Annotated in this window: 25 protein-coding genes; 16 read left to right on the top strand and 9 right to left on the bottom strand. The window is 36.8% G+C overall.

Going from position 1 to position 22,900, the window contains the following annotated elements; all coding sequences use genetic code 11:
• The first annotated feature begins 88 nt into the window (after positions 1-88).
• From K2F26_RS10510 to K2F26_RS10500, 3 genes are all read left to right on the top strand, one after another.
• A complete protein-coding gene (locus tag K2F26_RS10510) occupies positions 89-805 on the top strand; it encodes a biliverdin-producing heme oxygenase (RefSeq protein WP_220611409.1) in 717 nt (238 codons plus the stop codon).
• 269 nt (positions 806-1,074) lie between these two features.
• Positions 1,075-1,329 carry a hypothetical protein gene (locus tag K2F26_RS10505; protein ID WP_220611408.1) on the top strand — a complete coding sequence of 85 codons (255 nt, stop codon included), beginning with the start codon at positions 1,075-1,077 and terminating at the stop codon, positions 1,327-1,329.
• Positions 1,329-1,745 carry a putative toxin-antitoxin system toxin component, PIN family gene (locus K2F26_RS10500; RefSeq protein ID WP_220611407.1) on the top strand — a complete coding sequence of 139 codons (417 nt, stop codon included), beginning with the start codon at positions 1,329-1,331 and terminating at the stop codon, positions 1,743-1,745. The genes K2F26_RS10505 and K2F26_RS10500 overlap by 1 nt, the downstream gene beginning before the upstream one ends.
• 10 nt (positions 1,746-1,755) lie before the next feature.
• Here the strand turns inward: K2F26_RS10500 and K2F26_RS10495 are convergent, their stop codons facing one another.
• The 4 genes from K2F26_RS10495 to cofH all read right to left on the bottom strand — a co-directional run bounded on the left by K2F26_RS10495 (position 1,756) and on the right by cofH (position 5,676).
• Complete coding sequence (locus K2F26_RS10495; RefSeq protein ID WP_220611406.1) at positions 1,756-1,893, bottom strand: hypothetical protein; 138 nt, start codon at positions 1,891-1,893, stop codon at positions 1,756-1,758.
• 193 nt (positions 1,894-2,086) lie between these two features.
• Positions 2,087-3,586 (bottom strand): family 10 glycosylhydrolase, encoded by a 1,500-nt coding sequence (locus K2F26_RS10490; protein WP_220611405.1) that lies wholly within the window; start codon positions 3,584-3,586, stop codon positions 2,087-2,089.
• A 404-nt stretch (positions 3,587-3,990) separates the two neighbouring features.
• Entirely contained in the window at positions 3,991-4,389 is a 399-nt protein-coding gene (gene psb27, locus K2F26_RS10485; protein WP_194058911.1) for a photosystem II protein Psb27, read from the bottom strand.
• 144 nt (positions 4,390-4,533) lie between these two features.
• Positions 4,534-5,676: a 7,8-didemethyl-8-hydroxy-5-deazariboflavin synthase subunit CofH gene (gene cofH, locus K2F26_RS10480; protein WP_220611404.1), complete on the bottom strand. Its 1,143-nt coding sequence runs from the start codon at positions 5,674-5,676 to the stop codon at positions 4,534-4,536.
• Between the two features lie 439 nt (positions 5,677-6,115).
• Here cofH and K2F26_RS10475 point away from each other — a divergent pair, with 439 nt between their 5' ends.
• Positions 6,116-7,360 (top strand): glycosyltransferase, encoded by a 1,245-nt coding sequence (locus K2F26_RS10475; RefSeq protein WP_220611403.1) that lies wholly within the window; start codon positions 6,116-6,118, stop codon positions 7,358-7,360.
• Positions 7,361-7,409: 49 nt separating this feature from the next.
• Here K2F26_RS10475 and K2F26_RS10470 read toward each other — a convergent pair whose 3' ends face one another.
• Positions 7,410-7,922: a hypothetical protein gene (locus K2F26_RS10470; protein WP_194058950.1), complete on the bottom strand. Its 513-nt coding sequence runs from the start codon at positions 7,920-7,922 to the stop codon at positions 7,410-7,412.
• Between the two features lie 101 nt (positions 7,923-8,023).
• Here K2F26_RS10470 and petN point away from each other — a divergent pair, with 101 nt between their 5' ends.
• Complete coding sequence (gene petN / locus K2F26_RS10465; RefSeq protein WP_013189847.1) at positions 8,024-8,110, top strand: cytochrome b6-f complex subunit PetN; 87 nt, start codon at positions 8,024-8,026, stop codon at positions 8,108-8,110.
• A 7-nt stretch (positions 8,111-8,117) separates the two neighbouring features.
• Entirely contained in the window at positions 8,118-8,279 is a 162-nt protein-coding gene (locus K2F26_RS10460) for a hypothetical protein (protein ID WP_096570625.1), read from the top strand.
• 193 nt (positions 8,280-8,472) lie between these two features.
• Here K2F26_RS10460 and K2F26_RS10455 read toward each other — a convergent pair whose 3' ends face one another.
• The 3 genes from K2F26_RS10455 to K2F26_RS25150 form a co-directional block, all read right to left on the bottom strand.
• Positions 8,473-8,841 carry a type II toxin-antitoxin system PemK/MazF family toxin gene (locus K2F26_RS10455; protein ID WP_187039041.1) on the bottom strand — a complete coding sequence of 123 codons (369 nt, stop codon included), beginning with the start codon at positions 8,839-8,841 and terminating at the stop codon, positions 8,473-8,475.
• On the bottom strand, positions 8,838-9,113 hold the full coding sequence (locus tag K2F26_RS10450; RefSeq protein WP_096570629.1) for a ribbon-helix-helix domain-containing protein: 276 nt from the start codon (positions 9,111-9,113) through the stop codon (positions 8,838-8,840). The genes K2F26_RS10455 and K2F26_RS10450 overlap by 4 nt, the downstream gene beginning before the upstream one ends.
• 330 nt (positions 9,114-9,443) lie before the next feature.
• Positions 9,444-9,578 carry a hypothetical protein gene (locus K2F26_RS25150; RefSeq protein ID WP_302850050.1) on the bottom strand — a complete coding sequence of 45 codons (135 nt, stop codon included), beginning with the start codon at positions 9,576-9,578 and terminating at the stop codon, positions 9,444-9,446.
• A 416-nt stretch (positions 9,579-9,994) separates the two neighbouring features.
• On the opposite strand from K2F26_RS25150, the gene K2F26_RS10445 reads away from it, so the two are divergent.
• The 3 genes from K2F26_RS10445 (at position 9,995) to K2F26_RS10435 (ending at position 14,992) form a co-directional block, all read left to right on the top strand.
• A complete protein-coding gene (locus K2F26_RS10445) occupies positions 9,995-13,204 on the top strand; it encodes a glycoside hydrolase family 15 protein (protein ID WP_220611402.1) in 3,210 nt (1,069 codons plus the stop codon).
• 128 nt (positions 13,205-13,332) lie between these two features.
• Positions 13,333-14,319: a CDF family Co(II)/Ni(II) efflux transporter DmeF gene (dmeF, locus tag K2F26_RS10440; protein WP_220611401.1), complete on the top strand. Its 987-nt coding sequence runs from the start codon at positions 13,333-13,335 to the stop codon at positions 14,317-14,319.
• A 61-nt stretch (positions 14,320-14,380) separates the two neighbouring features.
• Entirely contained in the window at positions 14,381-14,992 is a 612-nt protein-coding gene (locus K2F26_RS10435; protein WP_220611851.1) for a Uma2 family endonuclease, read from the top strand.
• Positions 14,993-15,090: 98 nt separating this feature from the next.
• Here the strand turns inward: K2F26_RS10435 and K2F26_RS10430 are convergent, their stop codons facing one another.
• Positions 15,091-16,029, bottom strand: a complete 939-nt coding sequence (locus K2F26_RS10430) for a serine hydrolase (protein ID WP_220611400.1) — start codon at positions 16,027-16,029, stop codon at positions 15,091-15,093.
• A 95-nt stretch (positions 16,030-16,124) separates the two neighbouring features.
• Here K2F26_RS10430 and K2F26_RS10425 point away from each other — a divergent pair, with 95 nt between their 5' ends.
• The 7 genes from K2F26_RS10425 (at position 16,125) to K2F26_RS10395 (ending at position 22,866) form a co-directional block, all read left to right on the top strand.
• Positions 16,125-16,979: an Rpn family recombination-promoting nuclease/putative transposase gene (locus K2F26_RS10425; RefSeq protein ID WP_220611399.1), complete on the top strand. Its 855-nt coding sequence runs from the start codon at positions 16,125-16,127 to the stop codon at positions 16,977-16,979.
• Positions 16,980-17,068: 89 nt separating this feature from the next.
• Positions 17,069-18,931: an N-6 DNA methylase gene (locus K2F26_RS10420; protein ID WP_220611398.1), complete on the top strand. Its 1,863-nt coding sequence runs from the start codon at positions 17,069-17,071 to the stop codon at positions 18,929-18,931.
• Positions 18,928-19,131, top strand: coding sequence for a type II toxin-antitoxin system HicB family antitoxin (locus tag K2F26_RS10415; protein WP_220611397.1), 204 nt, complete (start codon positions 18,928-18,930; stop codon positions 19,129-19,131). The genes K2F26_RS10420 and K2F26_RS10415 overlap by 4 nt, the downstream gene beginning before the upstream one ends.
• On the top strand, positions 19,128-19,352 hold the full coding sequence (locus K2F26_RS10410; RefSeq protein ID WP_220611396.1) for a type II toxin-antitoxin system HicA family toxin: 225 nt from the start codon (positions 19,128-19,130) through the stop codon (positions 19,350-19,352). Before K2F26_RS10415 ends, K2F26_RS10410 begins: the two co-directional genes overlap by 4 nt.
• A 23-nt stretch (positions 19,353-19,375) precedes the next feature.
• Positions 19,376-20,617 carry a type ISP restriction/modification enzyme gene (locus K2F26_RS10405; RefSeq protein WP_220611395.1) on the top strand — a complete coding sequence of 414 codons (1,242 nt, stop codon included), beginning with the start codon at positions 19,376-19,378 and terminating at the stop codon, positions 20,615-20,617.
• A gap of 356 nt (positions 20,618-20,973) precedes the next feature.
• Positions 20,974-21,687, top strand: a complete 714-nt coding sequence (locus K2F26_RS10400) for a C40 family peptidase (RefSeq protein WP_220611394.1) — start codon at positions 20,974-20,976, stop codon at positions 21,685-21,687.
• A 210-nt stretch (positions 21,688-21,897) separates the two neighbouring features.
• The gene (locus tag K2F26_RS10395) at positions 21,898-22,866 is read left to right on the top strand and encodes a glycosyltransferase family 2 protein (protein ID WP_220611850.1); all 969 of its coding nucleotides are present in this window, start codon (positions 21,898-21,900) and stop codon (positions 22,864-22,866) included.
• Positions 22,867-22,900 lie beyond the last annotated feature (34 nt).

The following is a 22,900-nucleotide window of genomic DNA, read 5'->3' as shown; positions in this document are numbered from 1 at the left end:
AATAGTTCTAATGTAACGTTTTAGTGGCATTTTTTCGCCATTTGTGAAAAATCCCAAAAGTTGACTTTTTAAAGTAGAGAAATTTAGCATGAGCAGTAATTTAGCCTCCAAGTTACGAGTAGGTACAAAAAAAGCGCATACAATGGCAGAAAACGTTGGTTTTGTCAAGTGCTTTTTAAAAGGAGTGGTAGAAAAAAATTCATACCGGAAACTGGTTGCTAACTTTTATTTCATCTACTCAGCAATGGAAGAGGAGATGGAAAAGCACAAAAATCACCCCGTTGTGGGTAAAATTTATTTTCCTGAACTAAACCGCAAGCATTCTTTAGAGCAAGATTTAGCTTACTACTATGGTTATAACTGGCGGGAGCAGATCAAATTATCCTCTGCTGGTGAGACTTATGTAAACCGCATTCGGGAAATTTCCGCTACAGCACCCGAATTGTTGGTTGCACATTCGTATACTCGTTATTTGGGTGACTTGTCTGGAGGACAAATTCTCAAAAACATTGCTGTAACTGCGATGAACCTGGGAGAAGGTGAAGGTACAGCTTTTTATGAATTTGCAGATATTAGCGATGAGAAGGGATTTAAAGCTAAATATCGGCAAAATTTGGATGAAATGCCCATTGATGATGCTACAGGCGATCGCATTGTCGAAGAAGCTAACGATGCTTTTGGTGTGAACATGAAGATGTTCCAAGAGTTAGAAGGTAATTTGATCAAGGCGATCGGGATCATGGTTTATAATACCTTGACACGGAAGCGGACAAAAGGTAGCACAGAATTGGCTACTGCTGAGTAATGAGGTGACAGGTGACAGGTGACAGGTGACAGTATAAGAAACTTTTTATTGTCACAGCTATATTAACGACTGTCGAATTAGGGGTAATTTCCCTGTGATTGTTTTCTGTGAATGAAAGCAACCGGAGGGAGATTACCCCTAAATTTTCAAATCATCTAAATTAGGAATTACGCACTAGAGAGATTTTCTGTGAGTCCTGTAAAATAAAGTCAGTTCAATTAACCTCACTTTTACTCCTGACTCCTGACTACTGCTGTAATGAGGTAACTATGGAAAAAACAATTACTATTACTTTCACACCAGAAGGAAATTTAGAACTTCCTCCAGAAATTAGAGAACAATTTGTTAATGGTGAAAAATATGCAGTTAGCATCACAGAAGATGGTATTTTCTTTAAAAAAGCTCCTAAAATAGATTGGCAGGAATTAAGGAAGAGAAGAGAAGCAGTAAATGATCCTCATCCTTTGACAACAGAAGAAATTTGTGAAGTTGTGCGAGAAGTTCGCAGGGGAAATAATCAATAATGAAGGTAGTTTTAGATACGAATATTTGGGTATCTGCGATTATTTGGGGTGGTCTTCCTGATCAGATTTTACTTCTCCGTGAACAAAACAAACTAACAATTGCTATGTCTCCAGAATTGTTAGATGAATTAGAATGTACATTTAATAAAAGAAAAATTGCATCAAAATTACAGGCATTAAATTTAACAGTTGCTACAATTATTAATCTGATTCGAGAGTCAGTGATTGTTTATTCTATTGAGGAATTAAATGTTCCTGAACTTAGAGATGTAGATGATAATATTATTTTAGCTACTGCTATTGCTGCTGAAGCTGATATGATTATTACAGGTGATCAAGATTTGCTTGTTTTGGTAGAATATCAAGGAATTGAAATTAGGACAGCAAAAGATTTTTTGGACGAATATCAAATTTAGTAAATTAATCTCATAATTCTTGATAAGTCTTAATAGCGTATTGAATACCTGTATTTATATCTTTGGCCAGAAAAACTGTGGCTGTCCCGCCTCCACCAATTTTTTTGATAATTTGGTATTTAGTGCCTATTTTGTCATTATTTGGCATTATTTGAACCTGTATAGTTTTTCGCATGGGAATAATACTGATTATAAATATAAAAAATTATATTTCAACCAAATATTAACGATTTTTGTATAAAAAAAACTTATCACTGTAGGTTGCTACAAAAAATTTATTAGTTGGGATATATTAAATTTAACCCAACCTATGATTAATTTATATTCAAATAGACGCAATATCACTGAGATTTACAAAATTTCCGCTGTCCATCAAGTTCTGGATGTTGCCAAGAATAGGCAAAATGACTAACTGCATTTATTTGTGGTGCAAATCTCCTTAAAGCTGCTATTTGTTGTTCTAAAGGTGGACGGCCAGTTATTGGTTCTCCCCATTTACCAGCTAAAGCGGGAATGACTTTTGTACCTGGTTGCGCCATACTTAAAACTCGTTGCACTTGATCCATGATACAATTAGCATTTCCACAAGTGGCATAAGACATAGGATGCCATTCTAAAGTATTAGGAAATTTATCCCAAGGTTGCAAACGGGAATCATATCCTTTACCTACAGTTTGATTACCTTCTGGGAAAAATACCACCCCAGCAGGAATATTATTTTGTGTAGCTGGATAACTAGCTAAGGCAACAAAATCTAATATACCTTGCATGGCGTGAGCAACTGCCAAAAGCCATAAATCTGATTGCAAAATTGGTTGTTTATCGTTTGCTGTGAGTAATGATTTGTCTGCAACTGGAGGAATACGACCTTCCCACATTGGTTCATCTTCTTGGGGATAAAGTTGATCAACTTCTCCTATATCTCCTGCTGTGATGTATCCTTTACTTAAAAACCTGCGAATTAATTCTAGTCCTTTATTATTTTTGGCACGACGCAATAAAGCTTCTTGAGTTGCGGGAGTAAATAACCATAAATCAGATACTTTTGTAGCTATGGAATCACTTCCTGCTTGTCGGGGATAGCGTACATAGTCTAATAATAAGCCATCAGGACGACGACGCATTATTTCTTGTACCATGCGATAATAATCGGTTTTTGCTTGGGTGTTGTAGGGGTCTACAAATACTTGGGAACGGTTATCTACAACTTCTATACTATTTTGACCTTTTCCATTACGGGCGATCGCATCTTTTCTATTCTCAATTTGACCATAAGTATAGCCAAAATTAATTGTAAACATCCAAGCATAAACTTTTAAACCTCTTGCTTGTCCTTTTTTAATTCCTTCTGCTAATAAATCAACTTTTTCTTTTCCCGGAGTACGAACTACAGCAGGCCAAACTGTGGGATTAGTTGCTGCTGGTAACAATACCTGACCATCATAAAATGCTTCTAAATAAACTTGGTTATAGCCACTATTGACTATATGATCCATTATCTGATCAATTGCTCCTGGCTGAGAGTCACAGGGATACAAACGTAACCAGATAGCTTGAGTTTGTGGCCAATTTTGACGGCGACAATTTTGTAATTCTTCTGCGTGTTCTTTGAGGATTTTTTGATAACGACTTTGTGCGTCTCTATTGCCTTTAAGGGCTGATAAACGTAGTTCTTCTTTCTCTTTCACTGCTTTTGGTGATAGTTGACAAAACTCCATTACCTGCGCTGCTGCTGGCTGAGTGCTAAAGTTAGGAATTAACATACTACTGCTAAACAAAACAGCAAACAGACTGCGACGCAATAATCTTGGTGTGGAAAAGTTGAAAGGAAGTTTGTACATATTGCTTAATTAACCTTAATTGATCTATCTTTTGCTAAATTTCTTAATTAATATATGACAACAGGAAAAATTTATTTAAGGAGTCAGGAGTCAGGAGAAATATTCATGAATCTAGAGAAATCTTTGATTCAATAATTGACAATTGACAATTACCTCTCCCTTGAAGGGAGAGGATTGAAAAAAGCGGATTTTTTATTTTTCCCCTTGAAAGGGAGGTTTTAAACCGTTCGGCACTTCGACACTTCGGCAAGCTAAGTGACCGCAATCTCAGTGACCACTGACGCTCACGGCGGAAGCCTTTAATGAAACAATTGTCAATTTTCAATTTTCAATTTTCAATTGATAAAAAGCAGGCCAAGCCTGCTATTAAGAATCTTTGAAAATTATCAACTTTTCCCTAATAATTAACCACCACGGTTAACCACTGCTTCAACACGAGCAAATTCTTTTTCTAGGCGATTTTTCAACTTTTCAGGTATGGGACGGTTAGGGTAAGAACTGTAATGTCCAGCTAAAGCGTTCAGGGCGGTTCGCATGGTTGTAAAGGAACTCAAGCCAGAAACGGCATTGGATCTTTGATAACGTGCAGAAAAGTCATTGATTTTTTGACGTGCTTCTGCTTGTATTGCTGCTTTATTAGGATCATCCGGTGATACTTCTACGGCTTGTTTTAAGACTTTGACTACGGACAAAGTGTCTTGACGATAATCTCCGGTTAAGCCGTCTGGACTGCCAGAACAACCCATTAAACCGATGGTGACTACTAAAAGTAGTGCCAGCAGACGCGACCAATAATGCTTCATATCCATTAATTAAATACGTAAATCACAGTCCATCGTATCAGGGAACAGGGAATAGGGAATAGGGAATAGGGAATAGGGAATAGGGAATAGTGGAGGTTAATAACTCTATAACTCTATTACCCATTACCCATTACCCATTACCCATTACCTATTACCCATCACCTCATACAAAGTATTTCTTTGCTGGTAAGGTCTGTTGAGGGAGGCGATCGCATTTTGCAGGGTTTCTACTTCCATGCACGTACCACCGATAGCCCCGGCCATTGTGGTAATGTGTTCTTCCATCAAAGTACCGCCAATATCATTACAACCCCAAGTTAAGGCTTCTGTTGCACCAGCTAACCCTAATTTTACCCAACTCGGTTGATGGTTAGGTATGCAGTTTCCTAAGAATATCCGCGCTACCGCAGTTAGTAACAGCGCATCTGCTAATACTGGTTGATCTCTTCCTACTCGACGACGTAAGGATTTAGGTGCTTCTTGACCCACAAAGGGTAAGATAATAAATTCTGTAATTTTGGCTGGGTATCCTTTTTCTAAGGCTGTTTGTTGCAGCGATCGCAATTTTTCTAAATGTCCTATTTGCTGTTCCGGTGTTTCAATATGCCCCGATAACATGGTACTCGTAGTTGGTACACCTAATTTGTGTGCTGTACTGACAATTTCTAACCAAGTCTCAGTATCAATCTTTTCAGGACATAATACTTTTCTCACTTCATTATCTAACACCTCGGCTGCTGTTCCTGGCATCGAACCCAAACCCGCATCCCGCAAAGCTTCAATTACCTCAGTGTAGGAAATTTCGTCAACTCTAGCAATAAACTGTATTTCCTGGGGCGAAAAGGCGTGTAAATGTAGCTGGGGAAACTCTTGTTTAATGGTTTCTACCAATTTAATGTAATAAGGTAAGGATTTACCGTTAATTTGCGCTTGTGGGTTTAATCCCCCTTGCATACAGATTTCTGTCGCTCCTCTACTTACAGCATCTGTAGATTTTTCCAAAATCTGCGCCCAATCTAACCAGTAAGCATCCGTATCACCATCATCTCGGCGGAATGCACAAAAACTACAATGTTGTTCACAAATGTTAGTAAAATTAATATTACGGTTGATTACGTAAGTTACAGTCTCACCAGCTTGTTTTTGTCGCAGTTTGTCTGCTGTTTCCCGAATAATATTTACAGTTTCCGGGTCAGTTTGTTTTAATAAAACTACTGCTTCAGATGGTGATATATTAAACCCAAGTAAGGAACGCTCAAGAATCGTATCTAATGTTATATTAGTCACAGCTAGTAAAAATTTTATTAATGTATGAATGAATTAAAAGCCAACTTACTATTTTAATGCTTTGGCTATATGTTAAATATATGTTAAATTCGTTTTTAAGAGGTTTTCTAAAAAGTTGATGGCTAACGCCACGCTACGCTCTAGGCGAATATAAATCGCTACCACACAAACAAAATTCACCAGTGGACTAAGGAAAGTGGACTAAGGAAAAATTGGGGTTTCAAACCTGTATAGGCAACTTTGGCAGTGTAGATGTAATTTCTCATCACCCAAGTTAGACTTTTTAAACATCCTCCAAACCTCTATTTTATTGTGCATGAGTACCTTTTGTCTACCTAAATAAATAATTTCAGATATCAACCCGGATTCCTATAGTTTTTGCCAATAAAATAAATAACATAATTAATTTTTTAGAATAAAATATTTGAAATTTTAATTTATGGACTTCGATGCCTCTAATGCCCTATTAAACGTTCCCACTGGTCCATTACAGATTGCAGAATCTCCACCTAGTGATGTTGTAGCTAGAAACAATGATATTCTCCTATCTCTGGTAATTCCTACTTACAAAGAGCGTGATAATATCGAGAATATTGTTAATATCCTCACTGGTTTACTAGATGCAGCGATACCTAATAATTATGAATTAATTGTAGTTGATGATGATAGCCAGGATTTGACTTGGCAAGTAGCGCAATCTTTGATACCTGATTATCCGCAATTACGGGTGATGCGAAGACAAGAAGAACGAGGACTTTCTTCGGCGGTGATTCGAGGTTGGCAAGCTGCTACAGGTCGCGTTTTGGGTGTGATTGATGGTGATTTACAACACCCCCCAGAAGTATTATTACAATTGTTGGAGAAGATAGAAGCAGGTGCAGATTTAGCTTTAGCTAGTCGTCATGTAGACGGTGGTGGTGTCAGTAGTTGGAGTGTGGTGCGGCGGTTTTTATCTCGTGGGGCGCAGGTTTTAGGGTTGATTATTTTACCAGGTGTTTTAGGCAGAGTTACTGATCCGATGAGTGGTTATTTTATGGTGCGTCGGAGTGCGATCGCTGGTGCTACTATGAATCCTGTGGGGTATAAAATTCTTTTAGAGGTGATTGGTAGAGGTAACGTTAGAGAAATTGCTGAAGTTGGTTATGTCTTCCGCGAACGCACAGAAGGAGAAAGCAAGGTAACGTGGAAGCAGTATATAGAGTATATTCAACATTTAATTCGTTTACGGGTATCTACTGGCAGGTTAGGTAAAATTAGTCGCAGAATAGATTTCCCCATTGGCAAATTTATCCGCTTTGGTTTAGTGGGTTTGAGTGGGGTGTTTGTAGATATGGCAGTGCTTTATTTACTCAGTGATGCTTCTACTTTGGCTTTACCTTTAACTCGCAGTAAAATTATTGCCGGCGAAGTTGCCATTTTCAATAATTTTTTGTGGAATGATGCTTGGACATTTGCAGATGTTTCCATGCAGCAAAAAGGATGGAAACAACGCATTAAGAGGTTTTTCAAATTTAATGTGGTTTGTTTAGCAGGATTGGTAATTAATGTTTTGGTTTTGAATATTGTTTATAATTTCTTGATTCGTAATCAGTATATTGCTAACTTGATTGCGATCGCAGTAGCAACAATTTGGAATTTCTGGGTTAACCTCAAATTAAGTTGGCGGGTGACAGATGTAAAATAATTAATTTGATTGGTGATTGTTGATTGGTGATTGGGAAGAAATTATTTAACTATTCCCTATTTCCTATAAATGGTTTTAACCAAGTTAGAGAAATAGCAAGATCGAGAAAAGTAACTGCTAAGGCAAACCAGAAAATACTCTCTGCGGCTAAAATTAAAAAAGGCAAAATTGCATTATTAAAACTCCAACCAAATTCTATTTGAGTTAATCCGCGTACTAAACCAAAAGCAAATACCGCACCAGATTTGAGGTGACTATTTTTATCTACTCTGATGATATAGCGATAGGTGACACCAAATAGAAAACCGGAAAAACCTGCAATTACAGCACTAAGTATAAATTGTAAATTAATTTGTGAATTAATTATTTGTGATATTTGTGAAATTTGTAAATTAATTATTTGTAAATCAATTGACGAACCTTGATTAATATTCAGTATAGGAAAATACTGCTTTAGCAACAACCCATTAACAACTGTCGTGACTAAGAAAGCAGAACCAACGGATAAACTACCAATGACACCTGCTTTGACAGATTCTAACCTTTCTTGCATGAGTTCCATAAACCTGGCCAGCCTTCTGTAAACACCAATGAACAATCTACCGCCTTTTCCCGGTATGATAAACATTAGAAACCTTTTGCAATTATTTGAAAAGTAGAACTATGATTTTGACACTAGGTTGGGTATCACTTTTGGTTGTGTTCACTTGGTCGATTTCTATGGTAGTCTGGGGACGCAACGGACTCTAGAGGCATCGTGGAAAGTCCATTACTGAGTATTTTGGCTATAGTTGCCCTAGTGCTGCTAGTAGGAGTTACAGGTGGTGTAGTTTATTTAACCTTGGCAGATTGGCGCGATCGCCGTCGTCGAGAAGACGAAACCCGTGAACTTAAACGCAGCACTGCCAAACGGCGCTGATTTTACAGCCCATACAAACACATACAAAGCTTTATGTGGGGACATGATTAAATTCGTGTCTCCACATATTTTATGACAACAGGAGACTGGACTTTTTTATTTTGGATTTTGGATTTTGGATTTTGGATTGTTTTTGTCAATTCCAATCTAAAATCTTCTTCCCTATTCCCTTCTTGCTGTCACCTGTCACCTGTCACCTGTCACCTGCTATATCTACTTCCCCTGGTAGATCCAAAGCGATTAATAAAGCCTGTGCTAGATGTGCCATTACTGCGTCAGAAAGTACACCTCGTAATCGCAAAAAGCGCGTTTTAGATAATACCCGCACCTGATCTGCCATTGCGATCGAGTCTTTTCTGAGTCCGCCATCTGGTGCTAAAATTAAAACTTGAGTGGGGTAAACCCGCTTGCCGGTTTGATAAGTCGTGCAAGGTACTGCCAAAACAACTGGGCTAGATAAATTAATTACGTCACGACTGACAATAATTACGGGGCGAGTTCCTCCTTGTTCTGAACCTTCAGTCATTTCTAGACGCGCATCGTACACTTCACCCCTTCTCATCGTGGAGATTCCCCTAGCTGCAACGCCTCCCATTGAGCCGTAGCAAATTCCGCCTCCATTCTTAAAACTTCCGCTTGATAATCTGGATCTCTCGTCATTTCCGCTAAAGCGGCATCTATTTCGGCTCGTCTTTGTGCTGCTAGTTCCCGCTTCAAAGCTTGCACCACAAACTCATTCCTACTTTTGGCTTTCCCCTCTAACACAGCTTTATCAGTCGCTTCTAACAATTCTTTCGGGATCGTTAACGTCGTGCGAATAGTTTCTACTTTCATGGCGCGTTCAGTCTGTGATGTCTGAAGTGATGCCTTATATGATATCGTTTTCAGCATCCATTAGGAACTGTAAATTTGTCATTGGTAATTGGTGATTGGTGATTGGTAATTGGTAATTGGTAATTGGTAATTGGTAATTGGTAATTGGTGGGTTATTATTCTCCCCTACACCCCCAAACAAATTTAAACCCCCCAAACGGAAAATGTCAGGGGGGTTAGCACTTGGAAAAAACAGACTCTATATCCATAAATTAATTAATTCACTTGGGAAAAATAACCTTGGGGCAATATACGATCATCGGTACTGGAATACTCTTGTTTGATTTTAACTCAAGACTTACCGCGTTTAAGCGAACCATCAGCATATAGTTCTAAGGGTACTAATTCAGTTTTGCCATTAACTTTTACTTGGGAGTAAACTACTTTGAGCAAAGGAGCGTGGTTTTCATTGTAACGTAAACACATAACATATCCTCTCTTGTCTGTTACAAATTTTTCTGGTCTTCAAGGCAGTTGATGTATATAATAGAAAGATGTTTTTGAAGTTGGTTGTGGTTTCGATTGCCTTGAGTGAGTGTTTTTTCTCTTTTCTTTATAATAACAAAGAAAAGCTTAAATTTCAGAAAAATAGCTGGAAATATCATGAAGATTTGAACAATGTGGCAAATAATTTTGTCATTGGAAATTATTAGATATACTTACTGAAAGCACAATTTAGTTACCCATACAATAATATATAAATCATATATAAATCATATATAAATAACAACTGGTTATGATCTGTAATTTCCTCATGATTTCCCAGTTAATTTATTGCTTGAAAAGATAAGTTTACGTCACAGTTACAGAGTATAATTGATTTATAACTTTACTGACAAACTATGAAAACACCCACAGAATTGCCAACTCGCTTAGATTACTACTACCAACAAATCAAAACCATTATTCTCGCTCGTCAAAATCCTATCACGGGTTTGTTACCTGCGAGTACCGCAATTACCGCTCATGGTGATTATACTGATGCGTGGGTGCGAGACAATGTTTATAGCATTTTGGCAGTTTGGGGTTTAGCCCTAGCATACCGAAAAATAGATAATGATCAAGGACGTACTTACGAACTTGAATATAGTGTTGTTAAATTAATGCGTGGTTTGCTCTTCGCTATGATGCGACAGGCGCATAAAGTTGAAAAATTTAAACATACCCAATCTTTGTTAGATGGACTGCACGCCAAATACAACACTGCTACTGGTGATATTGTTGTTGGTGATGATGAATGGGGACATTTACAACTAGATGCCACATCTATATATTTGCTGATGTTAGCAGAAATGACAGCAGCAGGTTTATCAATTATTTTTACCTTGGATGAAGTTAACTTTGTCCAAAATTTAGTTTATTACATTGGTAGAGCTTACCGCACACCAGATTATGGGATTTGGGAGCGAGGTAATAAAATTAATCATGGTAAGGCAGAATTAAACGCTAGTTCTCTAGGAATGGCAAAAGCTGCACTAGAAGCTATCAATGGACTGAATTTATTTGGTGTGCATGGTAGTCAAGCATCAGTAATTCATGTTTTACCAGATGAAATTTCTAGAGCGAGAATTACTTTAGAATCTTTATTACCAAGAGAGTCTGCATCTAAAGAAGTTGATGCTGCATTATTGAGTATTATTAGTTATCCTGCTTTTGCTGTTGAAGATGCACAATTGAGGGAACGCACATATAAGGAAATTATTAATAAATTAGCTGGTAAATATGGCTGTAAACGCTTTCTCAGAGATGGACATCAAACAGTTTTAGAAGATACTCATCGGTTACATTATGAACCTTGGGAACTGAAACAATTTGAGGATATTGAATGTGAATGGCCGCTATTTTTCACTTATTTAGTGCTTGATGGTATTTTTCGTCAAGACCAGGAACAAGTGCAAAAATATCAAGAATTGTTAGCAGCATTACTGGTAGAAAGAGATGGTTTTCAGTTATTACCAGAATTGTATTATGTACCAGAGGAAAATATAGAAGCCGAAAAATTAAATCCCCATTCACAAACAAGATTACCTAATGAAAATATCCCCTTGGTTTGGGCGCAAAGTTTATATTTTCTGGGGCAAATGTTGAGTGAAGGTTTAATCGCAGTAGGTGATATTGACCCCTTGGGTAGACATTTGTGCGTGGGTAAAAAACGGGAAGCAATGATACAAATTGCTTTATTGGCAGAAAATGAAGAAGTACAAGCACAATTAGAAGTATATGGCATTGAAAGTCAAACACCCAACCAAGTAGAACCTATTCAAGTGAGACAAGCTGGGGAATTATCAGAAATTTATACGCAAATTGGGCGCAATGATCAATTAGGTTTAACAGGTCGTCCGGTGCGAAGGTTGCGGAGTTTGACAACTTCCAGAATATTTAAAATTCAAAATCAAACTGTTGTATTTTTACCTGCTTTCTTAGATGCACAGCAGTTTTATTTAACGCTAGATTATCATTTTCTGCTGGATCAAATTCGGGGAGAATTGGCTTATATCCAAAAATATTGGAGTGATTTAGGTCGTCCTATTTTGACATTGATGATTACTCGCACGATGCTAGAAACAGGTTCAGATGCATTATTAGCATTAATCCAAGAACTGAAAAATGGTGTTTGCGGTGGTGTGACAGTAAAGTTAGGAAAATTAAATCAATTAATGTTGACTGCGGCAATTCAAAGAATTGATTTTATTACAGATATAGAATTATTCTGTCCTCCAGTTAAAAATGCGAGATTACGTTGTTATTACTTGGTTTCTCAGCCTGAGAAAAATTGGCGCTTGGGACATACTCAAGAATTTCAAATGGAATGCGAAACTAACTTAGATTTGTTACTAAGTTATTTACGTTCCTCAGAAAATATCTATGAACAAATTGAATTACTGCAAACTTTAAATCGGTTAAAGGGTTTGGATTTTGATACTGGTTATGGTGAAGATGGTTATAGTGTGACAGTGGGTGATTTATTGGATGAAGTTTACACTAAAGCAGGTTATTTAGGTTTGTGGGCGGTGGTGCGTCGTGCTGCTGGTTTACGGCAAATGGTGGATATTGGTTTATCGGATGCGGTGACAAGTATTTTGGTAAGAGGTAAACAAATTGCTGTAGGTAGGGCTTATAGTGAAGCTTCGTTAATAATTGTACCAAAATCACATCATGAAATTGCCGAGAAAATTAATAATTTCTGTCGGGAAGATATCAGAGACAGGGTTTTAACTCAAGAAATTCTCATTTATTTAGGGGTGTTAATTAAATCAGATCCTGATTTATTTAAAGGACTTTTAACACTGAGGGTTGGTTATTTAATTCTGTTAATTACTAGCGAATTAGCGCAAGAATTAGGTGTTACCCAAGACGAAGCTTATGATCACCTGATGCAGCTTTCACCTTATGAAGTGAAACTGCGTTTGGAAAAAGTTTTAACAAGTTATAGTGGGGTGAGTGGTTTATTACGTCAACAAGAATCACTGCATATCAAGCAAAAAGAAAGTGATATTGCTTGGGTAGTGCAACCTGTAATTAGTGAAGAAGAAATTGCCGTGACTCCAGAAAATTGGCGGAGATTTCGTCAAGCGGAAGGGGCAATAAATCGAGTTCCCAAGGACTTTTTTAAACAAGTTTGGTTGTTAATGCACCATTGTAAAGGTTTGGTGATTGGCGATAAATTAGAAAGACGGAATCGTTTAGAAAGTGAGGTGATGATTTCGGAAATGACTGCGGGTGAAAGAAATTTTGCCTTGAGAATTGAACATTTACTCAATAAAATTGAAGCGCCAGAATATCGCCAAGTGAATGTGGAAGCGTTGATGGAGTTAGGAGCTATAGCTGCAAATAACCCTAATTTACAAATTCAAGATTATATCGTGTTAGATGTGTTAATTGGTCACGCAGTACGGTTAGCGTGGTTAGAAAAAAATCCTGAACGGGGCGATCGCTATGATGAAGATAAAGGTTTAGCATGGCCTCAATTTTACAACACTTCACCCAGAGATTGCGCGAGTTATATTTTGAAAGCCTTGAAGTTCTTGACAGAATTTGCGAGGGATTTTTAAACTCGAAATAGAAGAATTCAGGAGTCAGGAGGCAGAAGGCAGGAGAAATGAAAATGTAATTTTTGCCTCTTCCTGTTCCCTGTTCCCTGTTCCCTGTTCCCTATTATTACAAGGAGTGTAAAAAATCCGTGCATATTCATACCCTTGAACAATGGCAGCATTCTCACGATTTTTCTGTAGATCAAAATCAGGCAGAAAAAAATACTAAAATTGTGATGCTATTCACTGCATTAACAATGGTTGCGGAAATTGCCGCAGGAACGTTTTTTGGTTCGATGGCTTTGCTTGCTGATGGTTGGCACATGGCCACCCATGTTGCAGCTTTTGGAATTACAATTTTTGCTTATCAATATGCACGAAATAATGCCAATAATCCCAAGTATACTTTTGGTACAGGAAAAGTTAGTGTTTTGGGTGGTTTCGCTAGTGCTGTAGCACTTGCAGTTATCGCTTTTGTGATGGGAATGGAATCACTGGGGCGCTTGTTTGAACCGCAAAATATTCACTTTAATGAAGCAATTGGTGTGGCTATTATTGGTTTGGTTGTGAATATAGCTAGTGCTTTTTTATTGCAAGATCATCATCACCATGATCATGCAGATGATCATCATCATGAACATCATGATCACCATCATCATGAACATCATGAACATCATGAACATCAAGATCATAACTTGCGTGCAGCTTATATTCATGTTTTGGCAGATGCACTAACTTCTGTGTTTGCGATTATTGCTTTATTTGCTGGTAAATTTTTGGGTTGGGTGTGGATGGATGCAGCAATGGGATTTGTTGGTGCTGCGGTAATTGCTAAATGGTCCTATGGTTTGATAAGTGACACGGGTTTAATTTTATTAGATGGATCAGGTGATAAACAAATCAAGTTAGCTATTGTTAATGCTATAGAAGAAAATGCTGATAATAGGGTTACAGATTTGCATATTTGGTATGTGGGTCAGCATCATTTAGCTGCTACAATTTCTTTAGTTACCCATTATCCGCAAACACCGGAATATTATAAAAATCTCCTCAAAGATATTCCGTCTCTTGGTCATGTTTCTGTGGAAGTTAATCATTGTCAAGGAGAACCTTGTGTAGATATACACAGGGACTAAAATGCTGATTATTGCTGTAAGTTATAATGGTTTCAGTTCTAATTATTCAGGAGGTGAGATGATGGTTATTGCTAATACCAACCCGCCGATTATTACCCCAGAGATCACAAAAACTCACTTTACTCCAGATGAGTATAGAGAGATGGAGGAAACCGCCGAAGAACGCCACGAATACAGCGATGGGGAGATTATTGTTATGCCTGGAGGTTCAGAAATTCATAGTGCGATCGCTAGTAATATTTTAATTTATTTGGGATTTTTACTAAGGGATACTGATTTCCGTTTTTATGGTGGTGATTTGCGGGTTTGGATTCCTAATTTTAATCATGGAACTTATGCAGATGTGCTGGTGATTAATGGTGAACCAGAGTTTAATAATAATCGCACGGATGAAATTCTCAATCCTCTCCTAATTATTGAAGTTCTTTCACCTTCAACAGAAGGTTATGATAGAGGGAATAAATTCAGAAAATATCGTTCTCTTCCTAGTTTTTGTGAATATATGCTAGTTAGTCAAGCTGAAGCTTATATTGAGCAGTATTATAAACAGGAAGAAGAAAATAACCATCTTTGGCAATTGAAAGCTTATGATCATATTGATCAGTCAGTTTTTCTGCACAGTTTAAATATAGAACTTCCCATGAAAGAAATTTATCGGCGGATTAAATTTTAAATTAAATTTAAGAGCGATATTTCCACACACAACATCTGATAATATCACTCATATAGTAGAGTGCGTTAAGAACATTTAACGCACCATGTATTTCATGTTTATAAATTGCTCACAGCTTCGGCAATTTTTCCTGAAACAAAAGGTAAAATTTCCCGACTTTTAGCTTGTGCTTTCCCTTCTGTAAATACTACTAACAAATAAGGACGCTGATCTGGTAATTCAATATAAGCCGCATCATGGCGGACAGAACTTGTCCAACCGGCTTTTGACCAGATTTGACTATTTTGGGGTAAACCACCGCCTAAAAAGCCTGTAACTTGGTCTTCTTCCACATCTTGGGGTAAGTCATCAGGGTTAAGACTGCGTTTGAGTAAAGACATCATTTGTTGCGATCGCCCACTGGAAACCGCCACACCTCCCACAATACTATGTAATAACCTGGCAGTGGCATTAGTTGTTAACATATTTCTATTTTCAAACATTTCCCCATAAAACGCCCTTTCCCTCCCAAAAGGACCATCACCCCAAGTTTTTTGACAAACATTAATATTTGTCATTTCTTCCCAACCCAAGGATTGATAATAACGGTTAATAATTTGGCGTTGATATTTCCAAGTTTCAAAAGGTCCTATAGGTAATTCTGGTCCAGAAGTCGTACCGCTGAGAATATCAACTATTAAACTCGTAGCATCATTGCTGGATTCAATAATCATATCACTTAACGCCCGTTCTAATTCCTTAGAAGTGTTAGTCATGCCTTTTTCTAACCATTCATGAACCGCAACTAAATAAAATAATTTGACAACACTTGCAGGATAAATACGTTCTCCACCACGATAATTAAAACCTCTCACACCATGACCCCAAAAAGCGTCAGGAGTCAAAGCACCACCAGTATTTACAGGGATAGGAGGATCATAAACAACCCAAGTTAAAGCAATTTGATCCCGGTTTAAATTAGGAAAATTAGAAAAAGTAGCTTCTAAGATTTCATTACCGAGATTTTCTAGTTGTTCGTTTTGATTGAAGAAAACCATTTGCGAATAATTCCTTGAAAATATCAAAATGTTAATTTCTCTATTTATTATAACATTAATTGTATAATAATATTATGTGCAACAAATTATAATTCATGCGGCGTGATTCCATTTTTTATAAACTCTTTCAACAATATCCATCGCTGTTATTTCAGCTTTTGGAAAATCCACCTGCAAATGCAGATGATTATAGATTTGATTCTGTAGCAGTCAAAGAACCGAAATTTGAGATTGATGGTGTATTTTTACCACCGGAAAACGAAGATCCAGGAGTTGTTTATTTCTGTGAAGTGCAGTTTCAAAAAGATGAAAAACTCTATGAAAGAGTATTTGCCGAATCTGCATTATATTTCTATCGTAACCGTGATAGATTTAGTGATTGGCAAGCAGTAATAATTTACCCATCTCGTAACACAGAACAAAGCGATATTTACCCTCATCGTACACTATTGAATGGTGAACAAGTTCATCGTATATATTTAGATGAATTGGGAGATATTCAGCAATTACCTGTATGGGTAGGATTGATGGTACTGACAACCCTAAAAGAAGGTGAAGCACCAGCAGCAGCAAGGTATTTGTTAACAAGAACTCAACAAGAAATACCAACACCATCAAATCAAGTCATAATAGAAATGATCACCACGATCATCTCGTACAAATTTGAAAACTTAACCCGCAGCGAGGCTGAAGCTATGTTAGGAATAACCCTCAAAGAAACAAGACTGTATCGAGACATAAAAGAAGAAGGAAGAGAAGAAGGTGTAGAAGAAGCAACAGTTAATTTAGTGATCCGACTTTTGACTAAGCGTTTTGGAGAATTATCAGCAGAAAGACGCGCAGAAATTTCTGATTTACCGTTATCTGTACTTGAAGATTTGAGCGAAGCATTGTTAGATTTTACCAGTTTAGCTGATTTAGAAAGTTGGTTAACAGAGGTGAAAAACTAAAGTCTAAATTCTGGGTAAAGGTTACAAGCTTACCTTTGCCCTTTTTTTCGCTAAAAACCATCAATTATCTATCTATAAAAATCAAAGCCATGAATTTTATAATTGAAGTTGAAAATTATTTACAATCCCTACAAAAAAACTTACACCGTGGTAGTGAACGCACCCATTACCCTGCTTTAAAATACTTACTTGATCAACCATCAGCACAAATTGAAGCCACCATAGAAGAAAAAGGTAATAAAGCAGGTATTCCTGATTTTACGATTAGAAAACGAGATTTATTAATAGGTTATGTAGAAGCAAAAGATGTAGGTGTAGATTTAGAAAAAATTGAAAAAACAGAACAATTAGAACGATATCGAGAATCCCATATTGGGGCAAATTTAATCTTAACAAATTACCTGGAATTTCGCTGGTATGTTGACGGTAAAATGCGGTTAAAAACTATTTTAGCAGCACAGTTACATCAGAAAATTCAACTACTAGATATTGAAAAAACTGAGCAATTGATTCAAGGGTTTCTCAACTATCAAGGGGAAATTATTAATCACCCAGAAGACTTAGCTAAACAAATGGCAAGGTTAACTAAAGCCATCCGTTATGCAGTCACAGAAACATTAAAAATGGAAACAAAAAATCAAGAATTGCATCAACTAAAAAAGGGATTTCAAGAAATATTATTACCTGATTTAGATGAATCTACCTTTGCTGATATGTATGCCCAAACCGTCGCTTATGGTTTATTTACAGCTAGGGTAAGTCATGCCCAAAATCCCCAAACATACCCTTTTGAACGACGTACCGCAGGTTTATATATTCCCGATACTAACCCATTTTTAAAACGGTTATTTAATACTGTAGTTGATACCGATGCTATTTCTCAAATAAATTGGGCAGTTGATGATTTAGTACAACTTTTAGCCCAAGTAAATATGATCAATATTTTAGATAATTTTGGTAAAAATACCAGACAACAAGATCCTGTAGTTCATTTTTATGAAACATTTCTTGCTGCTTATGATGCAGCTATGCGAAAAAGTCGCGGTGTTTATTACACACCTGAACCTGTGGTGAATTTTATGGTGCGTTCAGTAGATTTAATTCTCAAAACTCGTTTTAATTTACCATTAGGTTTAGCTGATTATAGCGAAGATGAAAGTACCAAACAACCGAGAGTACAAATTCTTGATCCGGCAACTGGTACGGGAACTTTTTTGTATGCAGTTATCAATCAAATTTACCAAAATTTAGCATCAATGGGTTTAGCAAGTGTATGGAATGATTATGTTAAAGAACATTTATTTAATCGGTTATATGGGTTTGAATTGTTAATAGCTCCCTATGCGATCGCTCATTTAAAAATTGGCTTACAATTACAAAATTATGGCTATCAATTTACCAGTAAACAACGATTAGGAATTTATTTAACCAATACCCTAGATGAAGCGGTGAAAAAATCAGAAATTTTATTTGGGCAATATGTCGCCCAAGAAGCCAATGAAGCCGCAGCTATCAAACGAGATTTTCCCGTGATGATAGTATTAGGAAATCCTCCCTATTCTGGACATTCTGCTAATAAAAGTGAATGGATATCAGGATTAGTCAAAGACTATTATTATGTAGATGGATTACCATTAAAAGAACGCAACCCCAAATGGTTACAAGATGATTATGTGAAATTTATCAGATTTGGACAATGGCGCATAGAAAAAACAGGTTCAGGAATTTTAGCATTTATTACCAATCATGGTTATTTAGATAATCCCACATTTCGAGGAATGCGACAAAGTTTAGCAAAAACCTTTGATGAAATATATATAATGGATTTACATGGTAATAGTAAGAAAAAAGAAGTCACTCCCGATGGTTTACCAGATAAAAATGTATTTGATATTCAGCAGGGAGTCGCTATTTGTTTTATGATTAAATATCCCCAGGAGGAAAAAATATGAAATGGCGTGTTATTTTAGAACCCGATCCTGAAACCGGAGATTGGGCGGTTTGGTGTCCAGAATTACCAGGTTGTGTTTCCGCAGGTGAAACAGAAGCAGAAGCTTTAGAAAATATTCGTGAAGCGATCGCACTTTATCTAGAACCTGACACAATTACATTACAACCAGGATCAGTCATGCGAGAGGTTTTAGTAACATGACTCGTATCCGCAGAATGAATGCAGATGAAGTTGAAACTATCTTAAAAAATTACGGGTTTGAATTAGTTTCACAGAAAGGTAGTCATCGCAAGTGGCGAAATTTAGAGCGCCAACTGCAAACTATTGTACCCTATCATAAGGGGTGTAATTTACCTGTTGGTACATTACGCAATATTATGATCAACGCTGACATTCCAGAAACAGAATGGAAAACTGAGTAAAATCCTCTAATCTCAAACAAATTATGACCAAGTTTTATCATATTGATCTTTGGGGTTCAAGGGAAGATAAATATAGTTTTCTTGATGAAAATGATTTTACTACCATTGAGTGGCAAGAATTTTTTTCTAACTCACCATTTTATCTTTTCACCCCTCAAAATCAAGATTTATTAACCGAATATAACCAAGGTTGGAAAATTACAGATATAATGCCTGTAAATTCTGTAGGAATAGTCACAGCGCGAGATTCACTAACTATCAAATGGTCTAAACAAGAAGTAAAAGAAACAGTCAAAGACTTTGTTTCACTTCCTGTAGAAGCAGCAAGGGAAAAATATGATTTAGGAAAAGATGCGCGAGATTGGCAAGTTGCACTAGCTCAAAATGATTTAAAGAAAAATGGTATTGAAGATAATAATATTGTTCCTATTTTATATCGTCCGTTTGACACAAGATACACTTATTATACAGGACAAACACGAGGTTTTATTTGTATGCCTCGGTTGGAAGTCATGCGGAATATGTTATCAGATAATCTGGCAATTATTTCTGCTAGAAGCAATAAATCTCAAGACTGCGATCACTTTTATTGTTCTCGGTTTATGACTGAAACAAAATGTGGAGAGTCTACAACTCAATCTTGTATTTTCCCCCTTTACCTTTACCCAGACACGGAAAACGCCCAAGGAACATTATTTATAGAACGCACACCCAACCTATCACAAAAATTCCTCAACGCTATCCAAGAAAAATTAGGATATATCCCCGCACCAGAAACCATATTTTATTATATATACGCCATTTTTCATAGTCCTACCTATCGTCAAAGATATGCAGGATTTTTGAAAATAGACTTTCCCCATTTACCCCTCACATCCAATGAAAAACTATGGAAAAATCTAGCCATCAAAGGTGAAGAATTAGTCCAATTACATTTAATGGAATCAGCAAAACTCAATCATTTAATTACCCAATATCAAGGAGAAGGAGAAAACAGCGTTACAGAAGTCACCTATAAACCACAACAGCAAAGAGTTTACATCAATAAAACCCGATATTTTCAAGGAATAACCCCAGAAATATGGCAATTCAAAATTGGCGGATATCAAGTTTTAGATAAATGGTTAAAAGACCGCAAAAAAGCAAATAGAAGTTTATCCTTTGATGATATTCTGCATTATCAAAAAATAGTAGTTGCTTTAACAGAAACATTAAAGATTATGACAGAAATTGATCAGATTATTCCTGAATGGCCAATTACATAAATTGGGAGCATACCCAATGTGTAAGTTGATTGTTACTAAAAATATAAAATTATCCCAAGCTTAATTTTACTGAACCGCAAAGGACGCAAAGTACACAAAGGAAAGAGAGTTTCAGAGGGTTTTTGATGTGACTGCGTTTATTTCTTCAAAATTGGGATGCTTACGATAAATTCGCTGAAATTATCGTAATTTTGGGTTGATTGAATTACTCTAATCTACAAATAGGAGACTCTTTTTTTACCAACCATGATATAATCTTGCAAATCCTTAAATCCTGGACATCCTGATTCTGACAAAAATTAACTATATCATCCTGTAAATCCTTAAATCCTGTAAATCCTGATTCTGACAAAAATATGTCTTTAAATTTAAATTTACTAATTCCCCATTCCCCAACCAACGAATATCAATGTCTAGCTGACCTCAATTTATATGATGCTCCTGAATGCGTCAGTTTAGCAACTCAAGCTGCTGCTGGACGCAATTTACGCATCACATCAAATCATCAAGATACAGCAATTCAAGTTTGTTTATGTGAAGATGATTATCCAGGGTGGGTTGCTGTTAATGATTTGTCCTTATTACAACCTGCTACCACACCCTACGAACCTGCATTTTTTACTGAATCGGAAATCAAAAAACTACTACCAGAGGTAATTGAATTTACCCAACAAGCAATGCAGCAAACTAATTATTATTTGTGGGGTGGAACAGTAGGACCAAATTATGATTGTTCTGGTTTAATGCAAGCTGCTTTTGTATCTGTGGGTGTGTGTTTGCCAAGAGATGCTTATCAACAAGAAGCTTTTACCCAACCAATTAATATTCATGATATCGAACCAGGGGATTTAATCTTTTTTGGAACTCCGCAAAAAGCAACTCATGTAGGTTTATATTTAGGTGATGGTTATTATATTCACAGTTCAGGAAAAGAACAAGGACGCAACGGTATAGGTATTGATCAACTTTCGGAACAAGGTGATAAAGTTAGTCAGTCGTACTATAAACAATTACGGGGTGCTGGTAGAGTTGTGAAAAGCTATGTTGGTCAATTGATAATTGATAATTGATAATTGATAATTATTTTATTAAAGGTTTAAATTCTCTCATTTGCAGGAGAAAAAAACAGAAAAAATTTCCTATTTCCAATCCTCTCACTTCCAGGTACAGGTAATTGTTTTCTAGATCCCCGACTTCTTAAAGAATTAGGGGATCTATACCACGAACAACATCAAGCCAAATTTTTGGTAAAATCAACCATCAGCGATCGCCTATCAGCAATGACCAATTACCAATTACCAGATGTATCCGTAGTTGTACCGATTAAAGATGAAGTAGAAAGTCTACCTTTATTACTAGAAGCCATTTCTACCACTCTGACAGCCAGTGAGTTAAGTTATGAAATTATCTGTGTAGATGATGGTTCTACTGATGGTTCACCGGAATTTCTTAAAGAACAAGCGCAACTCCGCAATGATTTAAAAGCGGTGATTTTACGCCGCAACTACGGACAAACTGCGGCCATGTCTGCGGGTTTTAATTATGCCACAGGCAAAGCAATTGTTACCTTAGATGCTGATTTACAAAATGATCCGGCTGATATCCCCATGTTATTGGCAAAATTAGATGAAGGTTACGATTTGGTCAGTGGTTGGCGCAAAAATCGCCAAGATGGGGCAATAAATCGGTTACTTCCTTCAAAAATTGCTAATTGGTTAATTCGTCGTACCACTAGCGTCTATATTCACGACTATGGTTGTTCTCTCAAAGCCTATCGTGCAGAATTAGTTGCAGATATGAACCTTTACGGAGAACTACACCGCTTCTTGCCAGCTTTAGCTTATATCGAAGGGGCAAGAATCACCGAAATGCCTGTGCGTCATCATGCACGACGCTTCGGTAAAAGTAAATATGGCATTTCTCGGACTTTTCGGGTATTGATGGATTTATTAACAATTCTATTTATGAAAAAGTTCCTCACCCGTCCCATGCACGTCTTTGGGTTGTTTGGCTTGTTGTCAATGGTTACAGGTGGCGGACTAGGAATTTATTTAACTTTCCTGAAACTGGCTTTTGGTGCAGATATTGGTAATCGTCCTTTATTAATTTTAGCTGTGTTATTGCTGCTAACTGGTATTCAGTTATTTTGCTTTGGTTTGTTAGCAGAATTATTAATGCGTACTTACCACGAATCTCAAGGAAGGCCAATATATCGAGTGCGGGAAGTAGTGGCGAAAAATGTTAAGTAACGTAACAATAGGAATACAAAATTACTGTAAATTA

Origin of the sequence: Sphaerospermopsis torques-reginae ITEP-024 (assembly GCF_019598945.1) — a bacterium.
In the GTDB taxonomy this organism is placed as follows: Bacteria; Cyanobacteriota; Cyanobacteriia; order Cyanobacteriales; family Nostocaceae; genus Sphaerospermopsis.
The sequence above is the reverse complement of the archived record's forward strand: the minus strand, read 5'-3'. Positions and strand labels throughout refer to the sequence as shown.